Source organism: Arthrobacter sp. Soil761 (assembly GCF_001428325.1).
GTDB lineage: Bacteria > Actinomycetota > Actinomycetes > Actinomycetales > Micrococcaceae > Arthrobacter.
In genome coordinates this window covers 462612-482851 of the sequence record NZ_LMSF01000023.1, presented here as the reverse complement: position 1 = coordinate 482851, position 20240 = coordinate 462612, and the positions used below count along the sequence as shown (strand labels likewise).

Here is a 20240-nt window from a genome sequence, read left to right as displayed (position 1 = left end):
TGGAAAACCATGAAACCCACCGTTGCTCCCCAGGACTACGAGGAAGTCCTTCCCCTCGAAGCGGAGGAAATCCTTCACCACGACCACGTGCCAGACCGCTGGAGCGGCGCAGCTTGGCTCGACAAGACGCTCGAAGGGATTGTGGGAGCGGCGATTCTCGCGGAGCTCGTGGTCATCCTCCTGAACATCACCGTCCGCCTCATTACCGGTGATTCCGTGCTTTGGACACAGGAAGTGTCCGAGATTGCCCTGCTGACCATTGCCTTCATCGGCGGCGCCATCGCCTACCCGAAGGGCGCGCACATGTCCGTCCAGGCGCTCATCATGCGCCTGCCCGCATCCTGGAAGCCGTACCTCGCCGCGCTGGTCGACTGGCTCGTCTTTGTCATGAGCGCCGGCGCGCTCGCCCTGTTCGTGCCCACCCTCGTCCAGCAGGTCGAGGAAAAGACACCGATCCTTCAACTCCCCGTGTTCTGGGTCAACCTGCCCTTCTCGGTGGGCATGGTCCTCATCGCCTGGTTTGCCCTGGTCAAACTTCGGCGCCAGGCCTGGCGACCCGCCGTCGTCGGTGCCGGAATCGCAGCCGCCGTCGTCGCCGTCGTCCTGATCTCCCCGCCGCTGTTCTACTACGCCTCACCGAACGTCCTGCTCGTGGTGGTCCTCGTGGCCCTGTTCGGCCTGCTGTTCCTGGGACTGCCCATTGCGTTTGTCCTGGCCCTCGCCTCCGGCATCTACCTGTACCTCGGCGGCATTTCCGACGTAAGCGCCATCCCCATCGGCATGGCATCCGGAGCCAAGGGATTCGTCCTGCTGGCCATCCCGTTCTTCATCCTGGCCGGCACGGTCATGAACTCGGCCGGCCTCACCCTGCCGCTGGCCAAGCTCGTCGATGCACTGATCGGCCATCTCCGCGGCGGCCTGCTGCAGGTGGTGGTGGTCACCATGTACATCTTCTCCGGTATCTCCGGCTCCAAGGTCGCCGATGTCGCAGCAGTGGGCACCACCATGCGCGGCATGCTCGAAGAGCGTAAGTACCCGCGTGGAGAAGTGGTCGCCGTGCTGTCGGCGTCGGCCATCATGGGCGAAACCATCCCGCCCAGCATCGTCCTGCTCATCCTGGGCTCCATCACCACCATCTCGACCACCACCCTCTTCCTTGCAGGCTTCGTGCCGGCAGCCTTCCTCGCCCTGGTGGTCATGGCGCTGGTCTTCCTGAGGGCGCGCAAGCAGGGAGGCGTCCCAAGCGCCAAGGCCACGTGGCGGGCCCGGGGCTCAGCCACCTTCTTCGCCCTGCCGACGCTCCTGCTGCCCGTAGGTATGGTGGTGGGGATCCTCAGCGGATTCGCCACCCCCACGGAAGTTTCCTCGGTCGCCGTCGCCTACGCCTTCGTGCTCGCGGCAGCCTACCGCCGCGGCAGCAGGCGCCTGATGGGGGACACCCTGCGTGAAACAACCACGACGGCGGGCATGGTGCTGTTCATCATCGCCGCGGCGTCGCCCCTGGCGCAGACTCTCGCCTTGGCCGGCGTTTCGCAGCAGATCCACGACCTGATGTCCGGGCTGGGCGATTCCCCCATCCTGTTCATGCTCTTCACGGTGGTGCTGCTGATCATCATGGGCCAGCTCCTCGAAGGCCTGCCAGCGGTGCTCATCTTCGCGCCCCTGCTGCTGCCGATCGCCACCGACTTCGGCGTCAACCCCGTGCAGTACGCCATGGTCCTCATCATCTCCATGGGCATCGGATCCTTCGCCCCGCCGGCAGGGGTTGGCTTCTACGTCGCCTGCGCCACCGCCCGCGAAACCGTGGAAAACAGCCTCAAACACTTCTGGCCCTACCTGGTGGCGGTGTTCGTCGGCCTCCTCGTCCTCGCCGCCGTGCCCTGGTTCAGCACCTTCCTTCCCGCCCTCGCCGGCCTGATCCCCTTCTAACCCATGACAGAAACCAGACGTCCCTCAGCGCTCGATCCCGGTGTCTCCGTCTCGCTGCTCGGCACCGGCCCCATGGGAGCCCCCATCGCCCGGAACATTATCAACGCCGGGGTACACCTGACGCTCTGGAACCGCACGCTCCAGAAAGCCGAAGCCATTGAAGGGGGGACAGTAGCGCTCCGGCCGGCGGAGGCCGCGGCGGATGTTGTCCTCACCGTTCTGCCGGACCTGCCCCAGGTCGAAGCACTCCTGGCGGGCGAGGACGGCCTGCTCGCGGGGTGGGCGCGGGCAGGCGTGGCTGAACCTGTCCTGGTCATCCACGGCACCGTGTCCCCCACCGCCGTCGCCGCCTTCGCAGCCCACTGCAAGTCCCGTTACGGGGTGGTGGTCATCGACGCACCGCTCAGCGGCGGGACCATCGGAGCGGAGCAGGGGCGGCTGAGCATCATGACCGGCGGCCCCCGGAGTTCGGTCGAGTGGCTGACGCCGCTTTTCAAGCTCTACGGCTCCACGGTCATGTGGTTCGGGGAGGCCGGCGCCGGGGCCATCGTGAAAGCCTGCAACCAGATCGTGGTGGCCGCCACGGTCACCGCCCTGTCGGAATCAATGGCGCTGGCGAAGGCGTCCGGCCTGGACTTGGAAAAGGTCCAGGCCATCCTCAAGGGCGGCCTGGCCAACTCTGAAGTCCTCCAGCAAAAAGGCGAACGCTGGGTTTCAGGGGACTTCCACGGTGGCGGTTCGGCCAAAAACCAGCTCAAAGACCTGCGCTTTGTCACGGAGGCGGCCGCGGATGCCGGACTCTCACTGCCTGTCGCCAACACCCTCACATCGGCATTCCAGACAATGGTCACCGAGGGCCTCGGGGACCTTGACCACACAGGCATTTACCTGAGCATCACCAGCAATCGAGTAAAGGAACCATCATGACCATCGTCGTCACTGCAGTCTTCACGCCCAACGACGGCGCCCGCGACCAGGTTGTCGCGGCCCTCAAGCCCGCCATCGCCGAGGTCCACGAAGAACCCGGATGCCTCCTGTACGCCATCCACGATGCGCCCAACGGCCAGATCGTCATGATTGAGAAATGGGAGAGCGCCGAGCTGCTCGACGCCCACGGAGTGGGGGACGCCGTCAAGCGGCTCAACGCCTCACTCGAAGGACTCCTGGCCGAACCCGTCGAGGTCACCCGCCTGACGCCCATTCCCGCCGGCACTGCCCGGCAGGGCGCCCTGTAATGCCCCAGAGCATCGTGGTGATGGGCGTCTCCGGTGCAGGGAAATCCTCCGTGGGCCAGGCGCTCGCCACCCGGCTCGGCGCCAGTTTCGTCGATGGCGACACCCTGCATCCGGAAGCAAACGTCAAGAAAATGGCTTCGGGCGTTCCCCTCACGGATGAGGACCGATGGCCGTGGCTGCACCTGGTGGGTACCAAGCTGTCCGCCAGCACCGAAAAAGCAACCATTGTTGCCTGCTCAGCACTGAAGCGAAGCTACCGGGACGCCATCCGGACGGCCGCGCCTGCCACCACGTTCATCCTGCTGAAAGCCGACAGGCCGGCACTGCAGGACCGCCTCACCCAACGCCCCGGGCATTTCATGCCGGCCTCGCTGCTCACGTCCCAGCTGGAAACCCTGGAGGAGCTGCAGACCGACGAATCCGGCCTGATGGTCGAGTCAACAGGGGGCATCGACCCAACCGTCGAACGCATCCGACGATTGCTGGAGCAATCAGCAGCGGACTGAGTCTCCCCTTGCTGGAAGGTACGACGACGGCGGCAGGTGCGTGCCGCCGTCGTTCCTTGTTGCGGGGGTGCTTTCCTCGGGGACGGTCAGCCTGCAGCTGACGGTGTGGGGGAGTCCTGCCGCTGGGTGACACGCTGGATGAACTCGACCGTCTCGCGCTCTGTCTCTGCGCGGGTGGTGGGTTCGTTGTGCACCTCATGCCGGACGCCGGGGAAGACGCGGGTGCGGACGTCCGCGTGGCCTGAATCGGCAAGGCGGTTTGCCACGTGGTAGGCGCCTTCGCCGTAGTTGGTCACGGGGTCCTGGTCGCCGGCGAGGATCAGCACGGGGAGGTCCGCGGGGAGCTGTTTGTACCAGTCGTCCGAGGTGACCTGATCGTAGAGGTCAACGAAGCCCTGCAGGAACCGCGCGCTCAGCGGTGCGCCGAAGTTGTTGAAGGGGTCCCTCCCGTGGTCGGCGACGACGTCGGCGTCCAGCGCCACCCAGGCTGTGGGGCCGGCGTTTTCGCCGAGGCGGCCCAGGAAACCGTCGAACAACTGGCCCACCAGTTCCTCAGGCGCGGGCTCCGCCGCACTCTCGCCGGAGGCAAGCCGCGCCAGTTCCGGCCGGTTGATTCTTTTCTCGATGCCCCGCATTTGGGCGGCGATTCCGCAGAGGATCAAGCCGGAAAGCTGGGCCTGGGGATCGATGGCCATGCCGCGCGCGATCATGGAGCCCCAGCTGTGGCCGAACACCACGTAGGGGAGTTGGGGGAGCGCCTCTTTGGCCTTGGCCTGGAGGGTGACCTCGTCGGCAACCACCACGCTGGCGGCGTCCTCGCCGGCATCGCCCCAGGTGCCCTGCTGCATCGCCGTGCGCCCGTGCCCGGAATGGTCGCCTGCCACCACGATGAATCCCGCGTCCACCAGGGTGGAGATGAGGTGGAGGTAGCGGCGGGAGTGCTCGCCGAGACCGTGGATGAGCTGCACGATGGCCTTGGGTTGGCCGATGGGCTCGTAGACCCACGCCTGGATTTTGTCGCGGTCGTTGGCGGACGTGAATTCGATTTCCTGCAATGACATGTATTCCTCCTGTGGCGGCGCCGTTGCTTGCCCGTGGTGAGCCTAACCACAAGGCCGTCATGTGCGTCAATGCTTGCTGGTTCATTTAAGGGGCTTCCGCCTAGTCTGAAACCAGCCCCGTCCGCCGCTTTGAAGGAAGCCGATGCCGCACCCCAACCGTCCCCTGCGCAAGCTGGGGTTTCTGACCATTGGTTTGTTTGATCCGGCAAACCCGGCTGCGGGCCACGAGTCCACGTTGCAGATCATCGAGCTGGGGGAGCGGCTGGGGTTCGACAGTGCTTGGCTGCGCCACCGCCACCTGCAGTTCGGGATTTCTTCCCCTGTTGCCGTGATGGCGGCGGCGAGCCAGCGCACCTCGTACATTGAGCTTGGCACTGCCGTGACGCCGCTGGGCTGGGAAAACCCGCTGCGCCTGGCCGAGGACCTGGCCACCGTGGACCTGCTGGCAGGTGGACGCATCAACCCAGGCGTAAGCGTTGGGGAGCCGATGCAGTACGACACGGTGAAGCATGAGCTGTACCCGGACACCGCGGACGTGGAGGACTTCAGCTACGCGCGGGTGGGGCGGTTTGCGCGGTTGGTTGCCGGGGAGCCGGTGCGGGAATTCTCCGGCAAGCAGGGCGTGGTGGAGGAGTTCTCCAACCGGTTGGAGCCGCACTCGCCAGGACTGCGGAGCCGTCTTTGGTACGGGGCCGGCAGTACGAAGTCGGCGGTGTGGGCGGGTTCGAATGGGTTCAATCTGCTCTCCAGCAGCGTGATCTTCCCGGACAAGAACCAGGACCCGGACTTCGCCTTGGTCCAGCAGTCGCAGATCCGGGCGTTCCGCGAGGCTGCTGCTGGCGCGGGGCATGCGCAGGCGCGGGTTTCGCAGGGCCTGGTGGTGATCCCGACTGACTCGGCGACTCCTGCCCAGCGGGAGAAGTACCAGCGGTATGTCGACGAACGCACTCCGCGCGCGGCTGCTCCGCAGGGGCCGCGGGGCATGATGTTCGCTGCTGATCTCATTGGTACCAGTGAGGAGATCGCGGAGCAGCTGTACGCGCATGCAGGGTTCCAGGAGGTGGATGAGGTGGCGTTCGCACTACCCTTCAGCTTCGACCACGAGGATTACGTCCAGATCTTGACGGATATGGCAGGGAAGCTGGGGCCGGCTCTGGGTTGGACGGCGGGCGGCGAGGTGCCGACGTCATAGCACGTGGGCACCGCCGCAGGTGACGTCCGCATGGGAGAAGCAACTTCTCACGATCGCGCGCGTACGTAGCCCCGCCCTCCTTAGCAGAGGACTCGGCGGGGGCTCAGACCTGTCAGATTTGAACCTAAGACTGTTACACGGATCCGTGTAGTACGTATCTTTCGGACCCCAATCTGACGCTCAGTACACCCAAACCTGACGTCAGGTTTGGGTGTAGCTCGGCCTGACTGGATTTCCTGGGAAGCCATCCGGCAGCACCACTAGACGATCCGAAGGAAAGGGGAGGACGGCCCACGAAGGCGGTCAAACCCAAAAGAGATGATCGGCTTCTGCCTTGACGGTGTTGGTGATGCTGCCAACGCCTTGCACCGTCACGGTGACGGTGTCACCGTCTTTGAGGAACAGTTGCGGGTGTCGGCGGTATCCGACGCCGGCTGGTGTGCCGGTGAGGATGACGTCCCCTGGTTCCAATGTGGTGAATTCGGAGATGGTGGCGATGAGTGTGGGGATGCTGAAGATCAGGTGGGAGAGATCCGCTTTTTGGACGACTTCCCCGTTCAGGGTGGTGCTTATGCCGGCCTTGCTGATGTCGGTTTCTGCGGGTGTGACGATGTGCGGGCCGAGCGGGGTGGTGTTGTCCCAGATCTTGCCCTGCAGCCATTGGTGAGACTTGTTCTGGTAGTCGCGCATGCTGACGTCGTTGGAGACGCAGTAGCCAAGGATGTGGTCCATGGCGTTCTGTTCGACGATGCGGCGGCCTGTCTTGCCGATGATGACGGCGAGTTCGCCCTCGAAGTCGACCTGGGTGGATTCCGGGGGAAGGATGATGTCGTCGGCAGGTCCTATGAGGGTGGATGTGTACTTGGGGAAGAGGACGGGAAAGGTGGCTGTGCTGGTGTCGTCGGCATGGTCTTTGTAGTTCAGGCCCACGCAGATGATCTTGCCGGCCTTTGGTGACGCCGCCCGCAGGGTGACTTCGGATAGGGGAACCCGTGATTCCCTCAGGCGGGCGGCACTGGCAAGGAGATCGGCGGATGTTTCCGGTCCGATGTCGGTGAGCCCGGCCAGCGGGATGAGGTGTTCGCCATGAACTTCGCCAAGGTAGTTGTGACCCTTGTATCGGTAGTTTGCGTAGGCCATTCGTTCTCTCTTCAGATCTTGGTTGCTGATTACGGCGGTGGGCGGATGTGCCGGACGGTGGTAGTTGTTCATCAGCGGCATCCTTGCCGCTTCGGCCCCTTTGGGCGCAGGCGCTAACCTGCCGGCTGCACACCGAAGGCCACGGCGAGCTTCATGATCTTCTCGGCGCGGCCAAGGCGGGGCAGGTCGGAGCCGTCACGGATGACGCGGCCGTTGGCTTCGAAGTCGTTCATGAAGTCGGTGGCCCANACGGCGAGCTTCATGATCTTCTCGGCGCGGCCAAGGCGGGGCAGGTCGGAGCCGTCACGGATGACGCGGCCGTTGGCTTCGAAGTCGTTCATGAAGTCGGTGGCCCACGCGACGTCCGACGGCGTGGGGCTGATGACCTCGTTGATCACCGGCGTCTGGTCRATGGCCAGGCAMAGCTTGCCGGTCATSCCCATCATCACGGTGATGCCGGTCTGCTCGCGCAGGATGGGGTGGTTGGTGCCCACGGTGGGGCCGTCRATGGGGCCCGGCAGGTTGCCCACCCGGCTGGCGACCACGAGCTTGGCSCGSGGGTAGGCCATGGCCTCCGGGGTGGCGGCCATGCCGGTATCGCGGCGGAAGTCGCCGGAACCGAAGGCCAGGCGGAACGCACCCTGGGCCTTGGCGATATGGTTGGCTTCCTCGATACCGAGCGCGGATTCCACCAACGGGATCACGGGGGTCTTGCCGTCCATGCGGTGGAAGCTCTCGGTGACCTGGTCCGCGGATTCGGTCTTGGCGAGCATGACGCCCAGCAGGCCCGGGGTGCCGCGCAGCCCGGCAAGGTCATCAGCCCAGAACGGGCTGGTGGCGTCATTGATCCTCACCCAGGCCTTGCCGCCGCCGGTCAGCCAGTCGATCACGTTGGNCGCGCAGCCCGGCAAGGTCATCAGCCCAGAACGGGCTGGTGGCGTCATTGATCCTCACCCAGGCCTTGCCGCCGCCGGTCAGCCAGTCGATCACGTTGGTCCGGGCCTGGTCCTTCTGGGAAGGGTCCACCGCATCCTCAATATCCAGGATGATCGAATCGGCGCGGGAAACGGCCGACTGGTCGAAAAGCTCCGGCTTCATGGCATTGACCAACAGCCAGGAACGGGCGATCTCTGCGGGAATATTGCGTTCCGGGATGACGCCCGGGAGCACATTGCTTAGCACTGGGGTGGAGTAGGAGGTGTCTTCGGTGCTTCGGGGCATGTAGGTGCGCTGCGTCATGGGTCTCCGTACTGGGTCAGTTATGTGATGGTGCTGTTGATGTCATCCGGTAGCAGATCCCGTCTTCGGCTTCTTCCGGGTGGGCCCACACCTCGATCCCGTGCGCAGCTTCGTACATGGTGCGTGGTTGGGCGGCGTCGCCTGCGATCCAGAGCGCTGTGGAGTCTGCCATGGCGTCATCCACGGTTCCGGTGCGGATGAGTTGGCCGTGCTGGCGGATCTGGACGGTCGCTCCGATGAGCCGTCGCCAGTGGAGGTGCTGGCGGAGCATAATGCGCTCTTCGAAGGCGGGTGTGCGCCCGTTGCTGGGGCCGGTCGAGGGGGTCATGATGCGGTCAGGGCTGCGGCCACTGCTTTGCCCAGTTCCTTGGTGGTGGCATTGCCCCCCATGTCGGGTGTGAGGGCTTCGGGTCCGCGGGCAAGGACGGTTTCCATGGCAGTGGTGATGGCGGCCGCTGCTTCGGGTTCTCCCAGGTGGTCAAGCATCATGGCGGCGCACCAGATTTGGCCGATGGGGTTGGCGATGCCCTTGCCGGCGATGTCCGGCGCGGATCCGTGGACGGGTTCGAAGAGGCTGGGGAATTTGCGTTCGGGGTTGATGTTTCCGCTGGGGGCGATGCCGATGGTTCCGGTGCAGGCCGGGCCTAGGTCGGAGAGGATGTCCCCAAAGAGGTTGCTGGCTACGACGACGTCGAACCAGTCGGGGTGCATGACGAAGTTAGCGGCCAGGATGTCGATGTGGTACTTGTCCACCTTCAGATCGGAGAAGCCTCTGGCCATTTCCTGCACACGTTCGTCCCAGTAGGGCATGGTGATGGAGATGCCGTTGCTCTTGGTGGCGGAGGTGAGGTGCTTCTTGGGCCGGCTCTGGGCGAGGTCGAAGGCGTATTTGAGGATGCGGTCCACGCCGGTGCGGGTCATGACGGTTTCCTGAACTACGGTTTCCCGGTCGGTGCCTTCGAAGATCTTTCCGCCGATGCTGGAGTATTCGCCTTCGGTGTTTTCCCGTACGACGTAGAAGTCGACGTCGCCCGGGACCCGGCCGGCCAAAGGGCTCGGCACGCCGGGCAAGAGCCGTACGGGGCGGAGGCTGACGTATTGGTCGAAGTGGCGGCGGAACTGCAGGAGGCTTCCCCACAGGGAGATGTGGTCCGGGACGACTTCGGGCCAGCCGACGGCGCCGAAGAAGATGGAATCGAACTGGTTTAGTTCCTCAAACCACCCGTCGGGGAGCATCTTGCCGTGCCGGGTGTAGTAGTCGGCGGAGGCATAGTCCAAGTGTTCGTATTGGAGGTTGAGGTCGAAGGCTGAGGCTGCGGCGTTCAGGACGCGCAGCCCTTCCGGTACGACTTCGGTGCCGATTCCGTCGCCGGGAATGACTGCGATGCGGTGGGGTTTCGACATCAAGGGACCTTCTTACTGTTTGCTCGATGGGGGGTTAGTGGTTGACCTGGTGTGCCGGTTCGCGGTGTTCGAGGACGTCGATGACGGCGTGTGCGGCTGCGAGCCCTGCCCGGGCACGGGCTTCGACGGTTTGCCCGGCGAGGTGGGACGTGATGACCACGTTGTCCAGGCCGCGGAGGGGGCTGTCGTCGGGGAGGGGCTCGCTTTCGAGAACGTCCAAGGCAGCTGCGGCGATGGTGCCGTCGGACAGTGCTTTGGCCAATGCGTCTTCATCCACGAGTGAGCCCCGCGCGGTGTTGATGAGCACGGCAGTGGGTTTCATTGCGTGCAGCCGGGACGCGTCGATGAGTTTGCCGGTGCTTTGGCCTCCACGGGTATGCAGGGAGAGGTAGTCGGCGTTGCGGATGACGGTGTCGAGATCGCTGAACAGTACCGTGGCGTTATCAGGGTCGGGGTGGGCGGTGCTGACCAGGACGTTCATGCCGAGGGCTGCGCCGAGGTTCGCGGTGGCCCGTCCGCTGGGCCCGTAGCCGATGATGCCCAAGGTGGATCCCCGGAGTTCGTGGCCGGCTTCTCTGGGCCAACGTCCTTGGCGGACAGCATTCGTAACCTCTGTGACGCGGCGTGCAGCCATGATGATCAGCCCGATGGTCAGTTCGGCGACCGAGTGATGGTTTGTCCCGGGGGCGGTGCAGACCCTGATTCCGCGGGCGGAGGCGGCCTCGACGTCTATGGAGTCGTATCCGACGCCACTGCGGGCGATGACTTTGAGGGAGGATGCATCAGCGAGCATGTCGGCGGTGACCGGTTCGCTGGCGAGGATCGCGCCTGCGATGTGGTCGAACAGTGAGCGGCGTTCCTCAAGGGGCCGCGGCCCCGTCGACGGTGAGTAGACGGGTTCAAGTCCGTGGTCGCGCAGGAGCCGGTCGACGGCATCTCCTGTGTGGAGGTAGTCGGTGGTGATGAGTATGCGCGGGGCCATGGTGTGGAGTTCCTCGTCGATGTAGCGGTGGGTTGTTCTGTGTGCAGTGCACACGGGCCAGGGCCGCCGCGGGGTGGGCGGCGGCCCTGACAGGGTTTAGTGGGCGTTGGCGGTCTCGGCTTCCGGTGCTTTTACGTCGAGTTCCTTCTTCTTGCCTGATGCGCGCAGTACCTCGCGGGCTTGCTCGGGATCGAAGTCCTTTTCCCATTTGCCGATGACGACTGCGGCCATGGCGTTGCCCAGGACGTTGATGAACACCCGTCCTTCGTTCAGGAGGCGGTCAATGCCGACGATGAGGGCCAGGGCGGCCAGTGGGATTCCGCCCACAGAGCTCAGGGTGCTGGCCAGGACGATGAATGCGCCGCCGGCAATGCCCGCGGTGCCCTTGCTGGTGAGCATCATGACACCGACCATGACCAGTTGCTGTTCCCAGGAGAGGTCCATGCCCACGGCCTGGGCGAGGAACACCGAGGCCATGGTCAGGTAAACGGCGGATCCGTCGAGGTTGAAGGAGAATCCGGCCGGAATGACAATGCCGACGGTCGATTTTCCAACGCCGAGGTTCTCCAGCTTCTTGATGAGCTGGGGCAGGACGGCCTCGCTTGAGCAGGTGCTCAGGGCGATCAGGAGTTCAGCCTTGAAGTAACGCATGACAGTGAAGATGTTCATGCCGCAGGCCCGGGCAATGGCTCCCAGAACAACAAGGACATAGACGATGCAGGTTCCGGTGAACAGCAGAACGAGGATGCCCAGTTGCTGCAGACTCTGGGTGCCATAGTTGGCCACGACTGCCGCGAGGGCGCCGAAGGTGCCGATTGGGGCAAGGCGCATGACCCACCCGACGATCTTGAAAATCACGGTGGACAGGGCCTGAATGCCCTTGGTGATGAACGCGCCGGACTCGCCCGAGACATTGAGTGCGGCACCGAACACGATCGAGACCATGAGCGCGGCGATGATGGTGTGTCCGGTAAGGGCGCCGAAGAGGGACTCGGGAATGATGCTGTTGACGAATGCCAGTCCGTCGAAGCCCTTGCTGGCCGCCGCGGGAACTTTGCTCGCGTCCAGCTTGGAAGGATCAATGTTCATGCCTGCGCCGGGCTGGAAGACGTTGGCGACCACCAGACCAATCAGCATCGAGACCAGGGACAGGACGATGAAATAGCCCAGTGCCTTGACACCGATACGGCCGGCTTTGCGCAGGCTGTCCATGGATGCGATGCCGAGTGAAACGACGCAGAACACCACGGGGATAACGATCATCTTGACCAGTGCGATGAACCAGTCACTGAGGTGGGTGAGCTGCTTGGCCACCGAGGGCAGGAGGAAGCCGACGGCGATGCCCAGGACGGCGCCCAGGACGACTTGGAACCAGAGTTCACCAAGCAGCCGGCCGAAACGGGACCTCTGTTTGGGCGGGGAGGAATGCTGTGGGTTCTTGATGGTGTGGGACGACATCCAGGGTGCTCCTTTGCACGCTTCAGACTTGGGGTTGGGGAAAGAGTGGTGCGGTCCCGGGCAGTTCTGCTGCCCGGGACCGGGCACGAAGAGCCGGTTTACTCGTGCAGGCCGCGCAGGACCTTGTAGAACTCGGCCTTGCCTTCGAGGCCGATGCCGGGCAGATCGCCGGGGGCCACGCGGCTGTTGACGACGACCGCGTCGTCGGTGAAGCCGCCGGTGGGCTGGAATTCGCCGGGGTAGGACTCGTTGCCGCCGAGCTTGAGGGCTGCGGCGATGTGCAGGGAGAACTGGTGTCCGCCGTGCGGGATGCAGCGGCGGGATGACCATCCATGCTGGGCCAGCATGTCCTGGATCCGGCGGTATTCGGTGAGGCCGTAGCTCAGGGCGGGGTCGACCTGGATGAAGTCGCGGTCCGGGCGCATGCCGCCGTAACGAACCAGGTTCCGTGCGTCCTGGAGGGAGAACAGGTTCTCGCCGGTCGCGATGGGGTTCCGGTAGTGCTCGGAAAGGGTGGCGTTCAGGGCGTAGTCCAGCGGGTCGCCGACCTCCTCGTACCAGAACAGGCCGTACTTATCGATGGCCTTTCCGTATTCCAGGGCGGTGTCCAGGTCGAACTTGCCGTTCACGTCCACCATGAGGCGGGAGGCGTCGCCGTCGAGGACCTCGATCACGGCTTCGATGCGGCGGAGGTCTTCGGCCAGGTCGGCTCCGCCGATCTTCATCTTGACGATGTTGTAGCCCTGGTCGAGGAAGCCGCGCATTTCGTTCTGCAGGTCTTCCAGCGTCTTGCCGGGGGCGTAGTAGCCGCCGGCGGCGTAGACGAAGACGTCCTTGTCCGGGTTGCCGTCGCCGTAGTGGTCAGAGATCCACCGGTACAGGGGGACACCGGCGATCTTGGCGGCCAGGTCGTGCAGGGCCATGTCGGCTACACCCACGGCAACGGAGCGTTCGCCGTGGCCGCCGGGCTTTTCGTTGGACATCATGATGTCCCATGCCTTTTCCGGCGAGAGTTCGCCGTTCTCATCCAAGAGGTCCTCGGCAGGAGCGTCGAGCAGGCGCGGCAGGATGCGGTCCTGCAGGATGCCCGTGGCGTTGTAGCGGCCATTGGAATTGAATCCGTAGCCGACCAGCGGCTTGCCGTCAACAAACACGTCGCTGACCAGGGCAATGATGGTGCAGTCCATCTTGGTGAAGTCAATGAACGCGTTCCGGATGGAGGAACTGATGGGGATGGTGCCTACGTGGGCGGAAACGATTTTCATCTTTGAATCTCTCTGGGATCGGAACTTATTTCTTATAAGACCAACACCCGAGACTAGCCCAAGCGTCGCATCACCTGCAGTACTTGGAGGCAAATATCTTATAAGACGTTGAATCGAGGTTAGCTTGCCCGTGACCGGGAGCACAAGCCCAGTGAGCAGATTTCTTATAAGATGTTTTCGCGCGGGGCTATACTAAGGGGAACGGGCGACTCCCGGCAGATTTGGAGCGACAGATGAGTACCAACGTCTTTTCGAGTAAGGGCAGCCTGGCGTACAGCGAACTACGCCAGATGATCCTCTCCGGCGCCTTAGCCCCCGGCTCGCGCATTTCCCAATACGAGTTGGCCGAGAACATGCAGATGAGCATCACACCCCTTCGTGAAGCCATCCGCCGGCTCTCGAGCGAGGGCCTGATCACGATGGACACCCACCGCGACTCGAAGGTTGCCGACATGAGCGCCGCCGAAGCCCGCGAGCTGCTTGAAGTCCGCCTCTCCCTGGAGCCGTCCGCAACGGAACTCGCCGCCTACCGCCGGACCGACGCTGATGTTGCCCTCATCCGGGCGGCCGCCGAAAAACTGCTCCCTGTCACACGCGTGTGGGGCGAGGACGCCATCATCGCTCATCGCGACTTCCACCGCGCCGTCTACACCGCTTCTCACAACGCGACCCTGATCAAGCTCCTGGATGACCTCTGGGACAAGTCCGACCGCTACCGGCGCATCGGCCTGGAGCTGCCTTCCGCTGACGAGCCCCGCACCATCGACCTGAACCAGCACCACCAAATCCTTGAACTCGTGACCGCAGGAGACGGGCCCGGAGCGGCGGAACTCGCTCGTACCCACATCGCCAACAGCCTCACAGCATCGGTGACCGGCGCCCTGCAGGAGCGAGAGAACGAATCCTCATCCGACCTTGAGAGAACCGCCTAAACTCCGCCGGCTTTTGGGGTACGGTCCTCCGCGTTCGCAGCGCCACCTGGCGCGACATTCAGCGCCGTGAGTCACACGCTCCTTTCGTTGCTGACTGAGGTCAGGACGGGGCGTACTTCTGTCGACTGCTGGGCCTGCTGGGCTTGAAAACAGGCTTCTGCCGTGCTGAAATCGATATCAGTGATGTCGATCACGATGTCTCTGGTCTCTGACCGGAGGCCTCCCCGGAACCCTTGTGGCACCTGATGCCGCGCCAATTTTAGTGAGGAAAATAATGGTCCCGAAAAGGAAATGTCTTGACTTAGGAGTGTTGTTAGCGTTAACTGCAGCCTCGACCCTGGCCGCTTCAACTCTGCCGGCAATGGCAGCGGAGAACACTCCTCCGGGTTCTCCATCCTTGGAGGTAACCCAAGTCATTTATCCCACTCTTGATACTGACGTCCGCGGCACCAGTACTACGCCAACTCACTGGCTGAAAACCCTGGAGGTTGCCAACGCGGGCACACCGGACAGCAGTGAGTCCCGGTCCGCCTACTTGAAGTTCGACGTGAAGTCGGGCATCCCCGGAACTCTTACTGCTGCCCGCCTGGAAATGACACTAAAAGGCGCCGTATCGGCCGGTTCAACCACCTTGACAACTGGATTCGTTGCCAATGACAGTTGGGCGCCAACGCGCGAGCGGGCCGAGCAGCCACAGTTTGAGATGACTGGCGCGACGAAGCTGCCGTCGACGGACATCCCCGGCACAAGTTCGTCGCTGCAGAACAGCGGCGGCAGCACGACGTATTCAGCAGAAGTGGGAGAAGCCGCGGCAACCGAGCGTACAGGCGACGGGACTCTCAGCCTCCGAGTATCTGCAGATCAGGTTGAACCAGGAAAGGTGCTGAGCTTCATTTCTGATGACGGAGGTGTTGGTGTCCAGCGGCCGCATCTGGTGCTCACCACCGTCTTGACAGACCCCAAGGAGATAGCGGACTTCAAACAGGCGGAACGGGATTTGGCCTCCGCCAGGTCTTTGCTGGAGAAAAGCAAAGTAGCCACGAGCAACCTTCCCCTACAAACCCGGGGGCTTTCCCCTGAGTCGGTGACCTGGTCATCTTGGGACACCGACATAATCACCGATGGCGGAGAAGTGACGCGACCACAAAAAGAAATTGGCGATGCCCACGTAAAACTGGACGTTTCCGTCACTCACGGCGCAGTGAAAATGAGGGACAGGTTCGAAGTCGAGGTGCCGGCTCGGGAAGTGGCGGAAGAACCCAGACCCACCCCCGCCAAGGTCGACACCGTTGAGCTCGAGTCCACTGTAAAAACCTTGATTGCAGACCGTTGGTCAAACGACTTCACTCACGTCGAATACCCCAGTCAGAACATCGCTAATGAAGTCCTGGTTCATCCCGGCGAGTCCATACAGTCGGCTGTTGATACGCTGGCGGCCCAAGGCGGGGGAGTGGTGCGACTTACTGAGGGCATCCACACCGTTGCTGCAAAGATCAACCTCAAGAACATCATCACCATCGTCGGTGCAGGGCGCGACCACACTGTCATCCGGTACCAGGGAACGGGGGCGGCCATCGGAACTGCCCAGCGGACTTTGACCGACGTCGTAGTCAAGGACCTCACGATTGCTGGCGAACGCGGCACTGCGAATCTCAGCCATGGAGTGCTCCTCGAAGGCGTCGACCCGGTCGCTTCCCGCCATAGCCGTATCGCGCTGCAGAACCTGACGGTGAAGGACTTCACCGTCCATGGAGTGCACATGAAGCGATCCAGCAACATCATCATGTCCAACACCAAAGTGCATCACAACGGCGAAGCCAACGGGCTGTACCACAACGTCTACTGGCTCTTCGACAACAACATCCTGCAGTCCGACGTGGACATGTCCAACCCCATCAGGGGTAAGGGCGCTAAATACACCTCAACAAGCAACGTCATCGTTCAGCGCGCCCAGATCCGCAACTCAACAGTCAACGGGGTGCAGGCAGACGGCGCAAATGACAACAAGATCCTTTTCCACAAGTTCGATATCACCGGATCGGGAAAGACCGCTCTGTGGTTCATCGCGGAAATTTTCAGCAACCCGAACCAGTACACCGAAGATCCGCTGAACGCGCCCCGCGACGTGATCATAAACGAGTCAAAAATCACCGGGAACAAGAGAGGCGGGGTATGGAAGATCGCTTCGAATGTCCAGGTAATCAACAGCACCTTCGCCAATTGGGACAGCGACTTGTTGCTCATGAAGAGTTACCCAACGTTCGAGAACACCACGTTCACCCATCCTCCCCAGTATTTCACCGATCCCGCTAAAGTACCGCTCTTCTAAGGCCAACGGCGTCCTAAGCTGTAAGCCGTGCAGGTCTGGTTCCCGCCCAGCGGCGGGAACCAGACCTGTTCCTATACACACTTGCTGGGCAAACCTTCCCCCGGGGCAAAGCCTGGTGAAAATGCTGCCAAATCCTAGTCCTGCAGGAGCCGTAGCGCGCCCATGGCGGGTTCCGCGGTGAGGATGCGTACGTCGGTGAGTCCCGCATCAGCAAGTGCCGATGTGAAGGCCACCTGGACGGGCTCGGCGTTCATGCCGATGCCACCGCCAAGGACAACCGGGCCCGGTATTCCAAGTTGGCCGGCAGCATCCTTTGCCATACTTGCCAGGCTGCGGCCAGCCTGCTGCAGCAGCGCAGTGCTTGCTTCGTGGCCTCTGGCTGCGGCCGTAAGGACATGCCTGGCTTGTCCCGCCCAAAAATGGCGGCCGTGATGCGGTGAATGGAAAAGGGCTATCAGTTGTTCGGGCGCCTTGAGCCCACATCCGGTAAGCAGCAGTTCCGTCAAAGGATCGACAGGCAAGCGGTTGTTCATCCGGCGGAGGCTGTGGCGCACAGCTTCCCGTCCGAGCCAGTAGCCGCTGCCTTCGTCTCCGAGGAGGTAACCCCATCCGCCGATGCGCGCCTCGCGGCCTTCCTGATTGCATCCCCAGACGGCCGATCCGGTTCCGGCGATCACGGCGATCCCTGTATCGAAGCCTCCCGCCGCGAGGATAAGGCGGGAATCATGAACGATGTGTATCGCCGCAGTTCTTACCAGGGGCCGAATGAGCTCTTCAAGCCTCCGGGCATCCTCAGGGGTGTCAATGCCGCCTGCGCCTGCTACTACGTGGGTCACGTCAGAGCCGATCTGGGCGAAGAGCTCTTCAAGCTGAGCGCCAGCCGCCTCCGCGGAAACATTCTGCACATTGGCGCTGCCGACTGTCCTTTCAGCAGCGACCTCGCCACGCACGAATCGAATTCCGTGTGTTTTGCTGCCCCCAATATCCAGCCCTACAAGAACAGTCATACTGCGGCCTTTCCAACGGTGACAGCGAACGCGACGAAGGGCGGGCTTGCCCCGCCGGCAGCCTGCAGTGTGAGCGATTGGGCATTGGCGGGCACGAAGGCGCTCTCACCAGCGCTCAACTTAAGGCTTGCCCCCGGGATGGAGACGTCGCCCTGCCCTTCAATTGCCAGAACCAGGACGGGGCCATTCTGGTTCAAGGGCACGGCCCCGGCCTGGGCATTGGCCTTTATCCGCTCCACCTGAAATTCCCGAAATGGAGGAACCCAGCGTTTGATTCCAGCGGCGGGCTCCTGGGCCTGCAGTCTCGGGGTGTCCATGGTGCGGAAATCGACTGTCTTCAGGAACTCCGCCACGTCGACGTGTTTGGAGGTTAAGCCGCCCCTTAGGACGTTGTCGGAGGAGGCCATCACCTCGAAGCCCACACCAGCAAGGTAAGCGTGGACGTTTCCGGCAGGCAGGTAAATGGCTTCACCTGGCTGCAGCGAGACGTGATTGAGCAGCAGGGAGATGAGAACCCCGGGGTCTCCGGGATAAGCCCTTCCAAGTCCGACGAGCGCGCTGAACTCTGCCCTGACTGAGGGGAGTCCCGCGAGCAGTTCAACGGACGCGGCAACCGCTTCGGCGACTAAGTGATCACCGGCAAGAAGGTAGGAAAGGCCTTCGCGCAGGCCAGTGTCCTCTTCGCCGAGTAGTTCTGCTGTGATCCGGATTGGTTCCGGCGTCGAAGCCCCGCGGTGTGAGAAGTGGCTACCAAGCTCCAGGAGGAGTTCGCGGGCAACTGCGGGGGAGCGAAAACCACAAAGAGCGTCGAAGGGCGACAGCGCGACGATCATTTCAGGTTTGTGATGTGCGTCCTTGTAGTTTCGATGCTCTGACGAGAGGGGAAGGCCAACCTCGTTCTCTGCCTTGAAACCGTCTCGTGCCTGTTCCAGGTTGGGGTGAACCTGAAGGGACAGCGGTGAACCAGCGGCGAGTATTTTGGCCAGAAAGGGCAGCCGACCGCTGAAGACCTCCGCGGTTTGGGATCCGAGGAGGGCGGTCGGGCTGCTGCTGATCAACTCGTCCAGTGGGAGGATGCTTCCATCGGGCGCCTCGGCGATTGAGGGGGAGCCAGGATGGGCGCCGATCCACATCTCGGCTTCGGGGGAACCTGAAGGCGCCCGGCGGAAGAGGTCGGCCATGGCAGTAACCGATCCCCAGGAATACGGGCGAACGGGGTTGTCTAGTTTGAACATGGGTCTCCAAAGGCATGCGGGACCTTCATACCGGGGGTGAAGGCACGCAGAAGTGGCGCGTCCCCAATATGGGACGCGAGGTGGGTTGTGAATCAGATCCGGCGGGCGGCGGGCGGCGGGGCAGTGGATTCGCGGATGACGAGCACAGGCGCGGCGATACTGTCCGAAACGTCTTGATCTCCGGACATCTTCTTGAGCAGAAGCTCGAAAGCCCGCGCACCAACATCGCCAAATCCGGGTTCCACCGTGGAGAGGGCTGGAATAGTGAATTCTGTAAAGGGCTGATTGTCCCAACCCATGAGCGAAACATCTTCCGGCACCCGCACTCCGCGCTCGTGCAGGGCCCGCAGCGCCGCGTGTGCCAGTCCGTCGTTGGAGCAGAAGACGGCCGTGATCGATTTGTCGTCGGCGATCTTCAGGCCCTGTTCATAGCCTGTCTTGGGCGAACGACTCGCCGGCAGGACCGGTGGGGGTTCAACGCCGGCTTCTTTCAGTGCATCCAGCCACCCTTGGTATCGCCCTGAGAACTGCGACAGCGGGAACAATCCTAGGTGGTGCACCGTGGCGTGACCAAGGCCCAGCAGGTGTCGGGTGACCTCAAGTCCGGCGGCATATTCGTCGATGAAGGCATAGGGGAAACCCGGCTGCCCTTGAGAAAAACCAGAAGCTGCCACCGCTGGCAAGTCCTCTGGGAGATGTCTCAGGACCTGAGCCCCGGCCGGATCGAAGTCAATGACCAAAGCGCCTGCAACCTCTTGCTCAAGCACCGGGGCGAGGGCCGCCTTCGCGTCCTCCGGATCTGCAGATTTCACCGCCGATATGACGACCGAGTATCCCGCCTCCTGCGCAGCGCGTTCTACACCGGCGATCGTGCGGGTGTAGCCGTAGTGTTCGGTGCTCCCGGCAAGGATGGCAATCATCTTCCGTGCACCAGATTTCAGCGCCCGGGCAAGCGAACTCGGCCGAAACTGCAGTTCCTCGATGGCTGCGAGCACCCGCTGCCGTCGCTCTTCGCTTACCGGAATGTTCCCAGTCAGGACGCGGGAAACAGTTGGGACCGACACGCCAGCCAGCCTGGCAACGTCAGCAATGACAGGTTTCCTCTGGTCTTTGGTGATCCGGATCCTCGAACCAGACCCATCCGCGTCCCGGCGCAACGGGTCCAACGCACGGCTGTCCGCCATCAGGGCCTCTTCCTTTCGAAGGCACCAACACCGCCGACCCGAAACCCGGATGTCTGTCCAAGTCCGACCGCTGCGGCGCCAGCGTCTGTGCTGGCCTGTTTCATCCACGTCCCATCGCTCATACTGCGCATCCGGGAGGATT

At 62.9% G+C, this 20240-nt stretch carries 18 protein-coding genes and 1 pseudogene; 7 read left to right on the top strand and 12 right to left on the bottom strand.

Going from position 1 to position 20240, the window contains the following annotated elements; translation table 11 throughout:
* The first annotated feature begins 9 nt into the window (after window positions 1-9).
* From ASG79_RS14265 to ASG79_RS14250, 4 genes are read left to right on the top strand one after another with little or no spacing between them, the layout of a single operon-like run.
* Window positions 10-1929 (top strand): TRAP transporter large permease subunit, encoded by a 1920-nt coding sequence (locus ASG79_RS14265; protein ID WP_056392015.1) that lies wholly within the window; start codon window positions 10-12, stop codon window positions 1927-1929.
* A gap of 3 nt (window positions 1930-1932) precedes the next feature.
* Window positions 1933-2856, top strand: a complete 924-nt coding sequence (locus ASG79_RS14260) for an NAD(P)-dependent oxidoreductase (RefSeq protein ID WP_056392013.1) — start codon at window positions 1933-1935, stop codon at window positions 2854-2856.
* Window positions 2853-3164 carry a putative quinol monooxygenase gene (locus ASG79_RS14255; protein ID WP_056392011.1) on the top strand — a complete coding sequence of 104 codons (312 nt, stop codon included), beginning with the start codon at window positions 2853-2855 and terminating at the stop codon, window positions 3162-3164. The genes ASG79_RS14260 and ASG79_RS14255 overlap by 4 nt, the downstream gene beginning before the upstream one ends.
* Entirely contained in the window at window positions 3164-3670 is a 507-nt protein-coding gene (locus ASG79_RS14250) for a gluconokinase (protein ID WP_056392010.1), read from the top strand. Before ASG79_RS14255 ends, ASG79_RS14250 begins: the two co-directional genes overlap by 1 nt.
* A gap of 86 nt (window positions 3671-3756) precedes the next feature.
* Here the strand turns inward: ASG79_RS14250 and ASG79_RS14245 are convergent, their stop codons facing one another.
* Window positions 3757-4731: an alpha/beta fold hydrolase gene (locus ASG79_RS14245; protein WP_056392009.1), complete on the bottom strand. Its 975-nt coding sequence runs from the start codon at window positions 4729-4731 to the stop codon at window positions 3757-3759.
* Window positions 4732-4873: 142 nt separating this feature from the next.
* Here ASG79_RS14245 and ASG79_RS14240 point away from each other — a divergent pair, with 142 nt between their 5' ends.
* On the top strand, window positions 4874-5923 hold the full coding sequence (locus tag ASG79_RS14240; RefSeq protein ID WP_056392008.1) for an LLM class flavin-dependent oxidoreductase: 1050 nt from the start codon (window positions 4874-4876) through the stop codon (window positions 5921-5923).
* A 303-nt stretch (window positions 5924-6226) separates the two neighbouring features.
* Here ASG79_RS14240 and ASG79_RS14235 read toward each other — a convergent pair whose 3' ends face one another.
* From ASG79_RS14235 to ASG79_RS14205, 8 genes and pseudogenes are all read right to left on the bottom strand, one after another.
* On the bottom strand, window positions 6227-7063 hold the full coding sequence (locus ASG79_RS14235; RefSeq protein WP_056392109.1) for a fumarylacetoacetate hydrolase family protein: 837 nt from the start codon (window positions 7061-7063) through the stop codon (window positions 6227-6229).
* Window positions 7064-7312: 249 nt separating this feature from the next.
* Window positions 7313-7958: pseudogene (locus ASG79_RS14230) on the bottom strand (HpcH/HpaI aldolase/citrate lyase family protein); the annotation flags it as partial.
* A gap of 1 nt (window position 7959) precedes the next feature.
* Window positions 7960-8302, bottom strand: a 343-nt coding sequence (locus ASG79_RS23540) for an aldolase/citrate lyase family protein (RefSeq protein WP_414730915.1), incomplete at its 3' end; no start/stop codon positions are given.
* Between the two features lie 16 nt (window positions 8303-8318).
* Entirely contained in the window at window positions 8319-8630 is a 312-nt protein-coding gene (locus ASG79_RS14225) for a hypothetical protein (RefSeq protein WP_056392006.1), read from the bottom strand.
* Entirely contained in the window at window positions 8627-9706 is a 1080-nt protein-coding gene (locus ASG79_RS14220) for a tartrate dehydrogenase (protein WP_056392005.1), read from the bottom strand. Before ASG79_RS14220 ends, ASG79_RS14225 begins: the two co-directional genes overlap by 4 nt.
* Window positions 9707-9740: 34 nt before the next feature.
* Window positions 9741-10742 (bottom strand): phosphoglycerate dehydrogenase, encoded by a 1002-nt coding sequence (locus ASG79_RS14215; RefSeq protein WP_235509812.1) that lies wholly within the window; start codon window positions 10740-10742, stop codon window positions 9741-9743.
* Between the two features lie 42 nt (window positions 10743-10784).
* A complete protein-coding gene (locus tag ASG79_RS14210) occupies window positions 10785-12146 on the bottom strand; it encodes a cation:dicarboxylate symporter family transporter (protein ID WP_082581766.1) in 1362 nt (453 codons plus the stop codon).
* Between the two features lie 98 nt (window positions 12147-12244).
* A complete protein-coding gene (locus ASG79_RS14205) occupies window positions 12245-13411 on the bottom strand; it encodes a mandelate racemase/muconate lactonizing enzyme family protein (protein WP_056392002.1) in 1167 nt (388 codons plus the stop codon).
* A 233-nt stretch (window positions 13412-13644) separates the two neighbouring features.
* Between ASG79_RS14205 and ASG79_RS14200 the strand changes: the two genes are divergently transcribed.
* Together ASG79_RS14200 and ASG79_RS14195 are read left to right on the top strand one after the other, a co-directional pair.
* Window positions 13645-14343 (top strand): GntR family transcriptional regulator, encoded by a 699-nt coding sequence (locus ASG79_RS14200; RefSeq protein WP_056392000.1) that lies wholly within the window; start codon window positions 13645-13647, stop codon window positions 14341-14343.
* A gap of 361 nt (window positions 14344-14704) precedes the next feature.
* Window positions 14705-16672: an immunoglobulin-like domain-containing protein gene (locus ASG79_RS14195; protein ID WP_156400210.1), complete on the top strand. Its 1968-nt coding sequence runs from the start codon at window positions 14705-14707 to the stop codon at window positions 16670-16672.
* A 134-nt stretch (window positions 16673-16806) separates the two neighbouring features.
* Here ASG79_RS14195 and ASG79_RS14190 read toward each other — a convergent pair whose 3' ends face one another.
* The 3 genes from ASG79_RS14190 to ASG79_RS14180 form a co-directional block, all read right to left on the bottom strand.
* Window positions 16807-17679: an N-acetylglucosamine kinase gene (locus ASG79_RS14190; RefSeq protein WP_056391997.1), complete on the bottom strand. Its 873-nt coding sequence runs from the start codon at window positions 17677-17679 to the stop codon at window positions 16807-16809.
* Complete coding sequence (gene manA, locus ASG79_RS14185) at window positions 17676-18914, bottom strand: mannose-6-phosphate isomerase, class I (RefSeq protein WP_056391995.1); 1239 nt, start codon at window positions 18912-18914, stop codon at window positions 17676-17678. The genes ASG79_RS14190 and manA overlap by 4 nt, the downstream gene beginning before the upstream one ends.
* Window positions 18915-19006: 92 nt before the next feature.
* Window positions 19007-20098 carry a LacI family DNA-binding transcriptional regulator gene (locus ASG79_RS14180; RefSeq protein ID WP_056391993.1) on the bottom strand — a complete coding sequence of 364 codons (1092 nt, stop codon included), beginning with the start codon at window positions 20096-20098 and terminating at the stop codon, window positions 19007-19009.
* Between the last annotated feature and the right edge of the window lie 142 nt (window positions 20099-20240).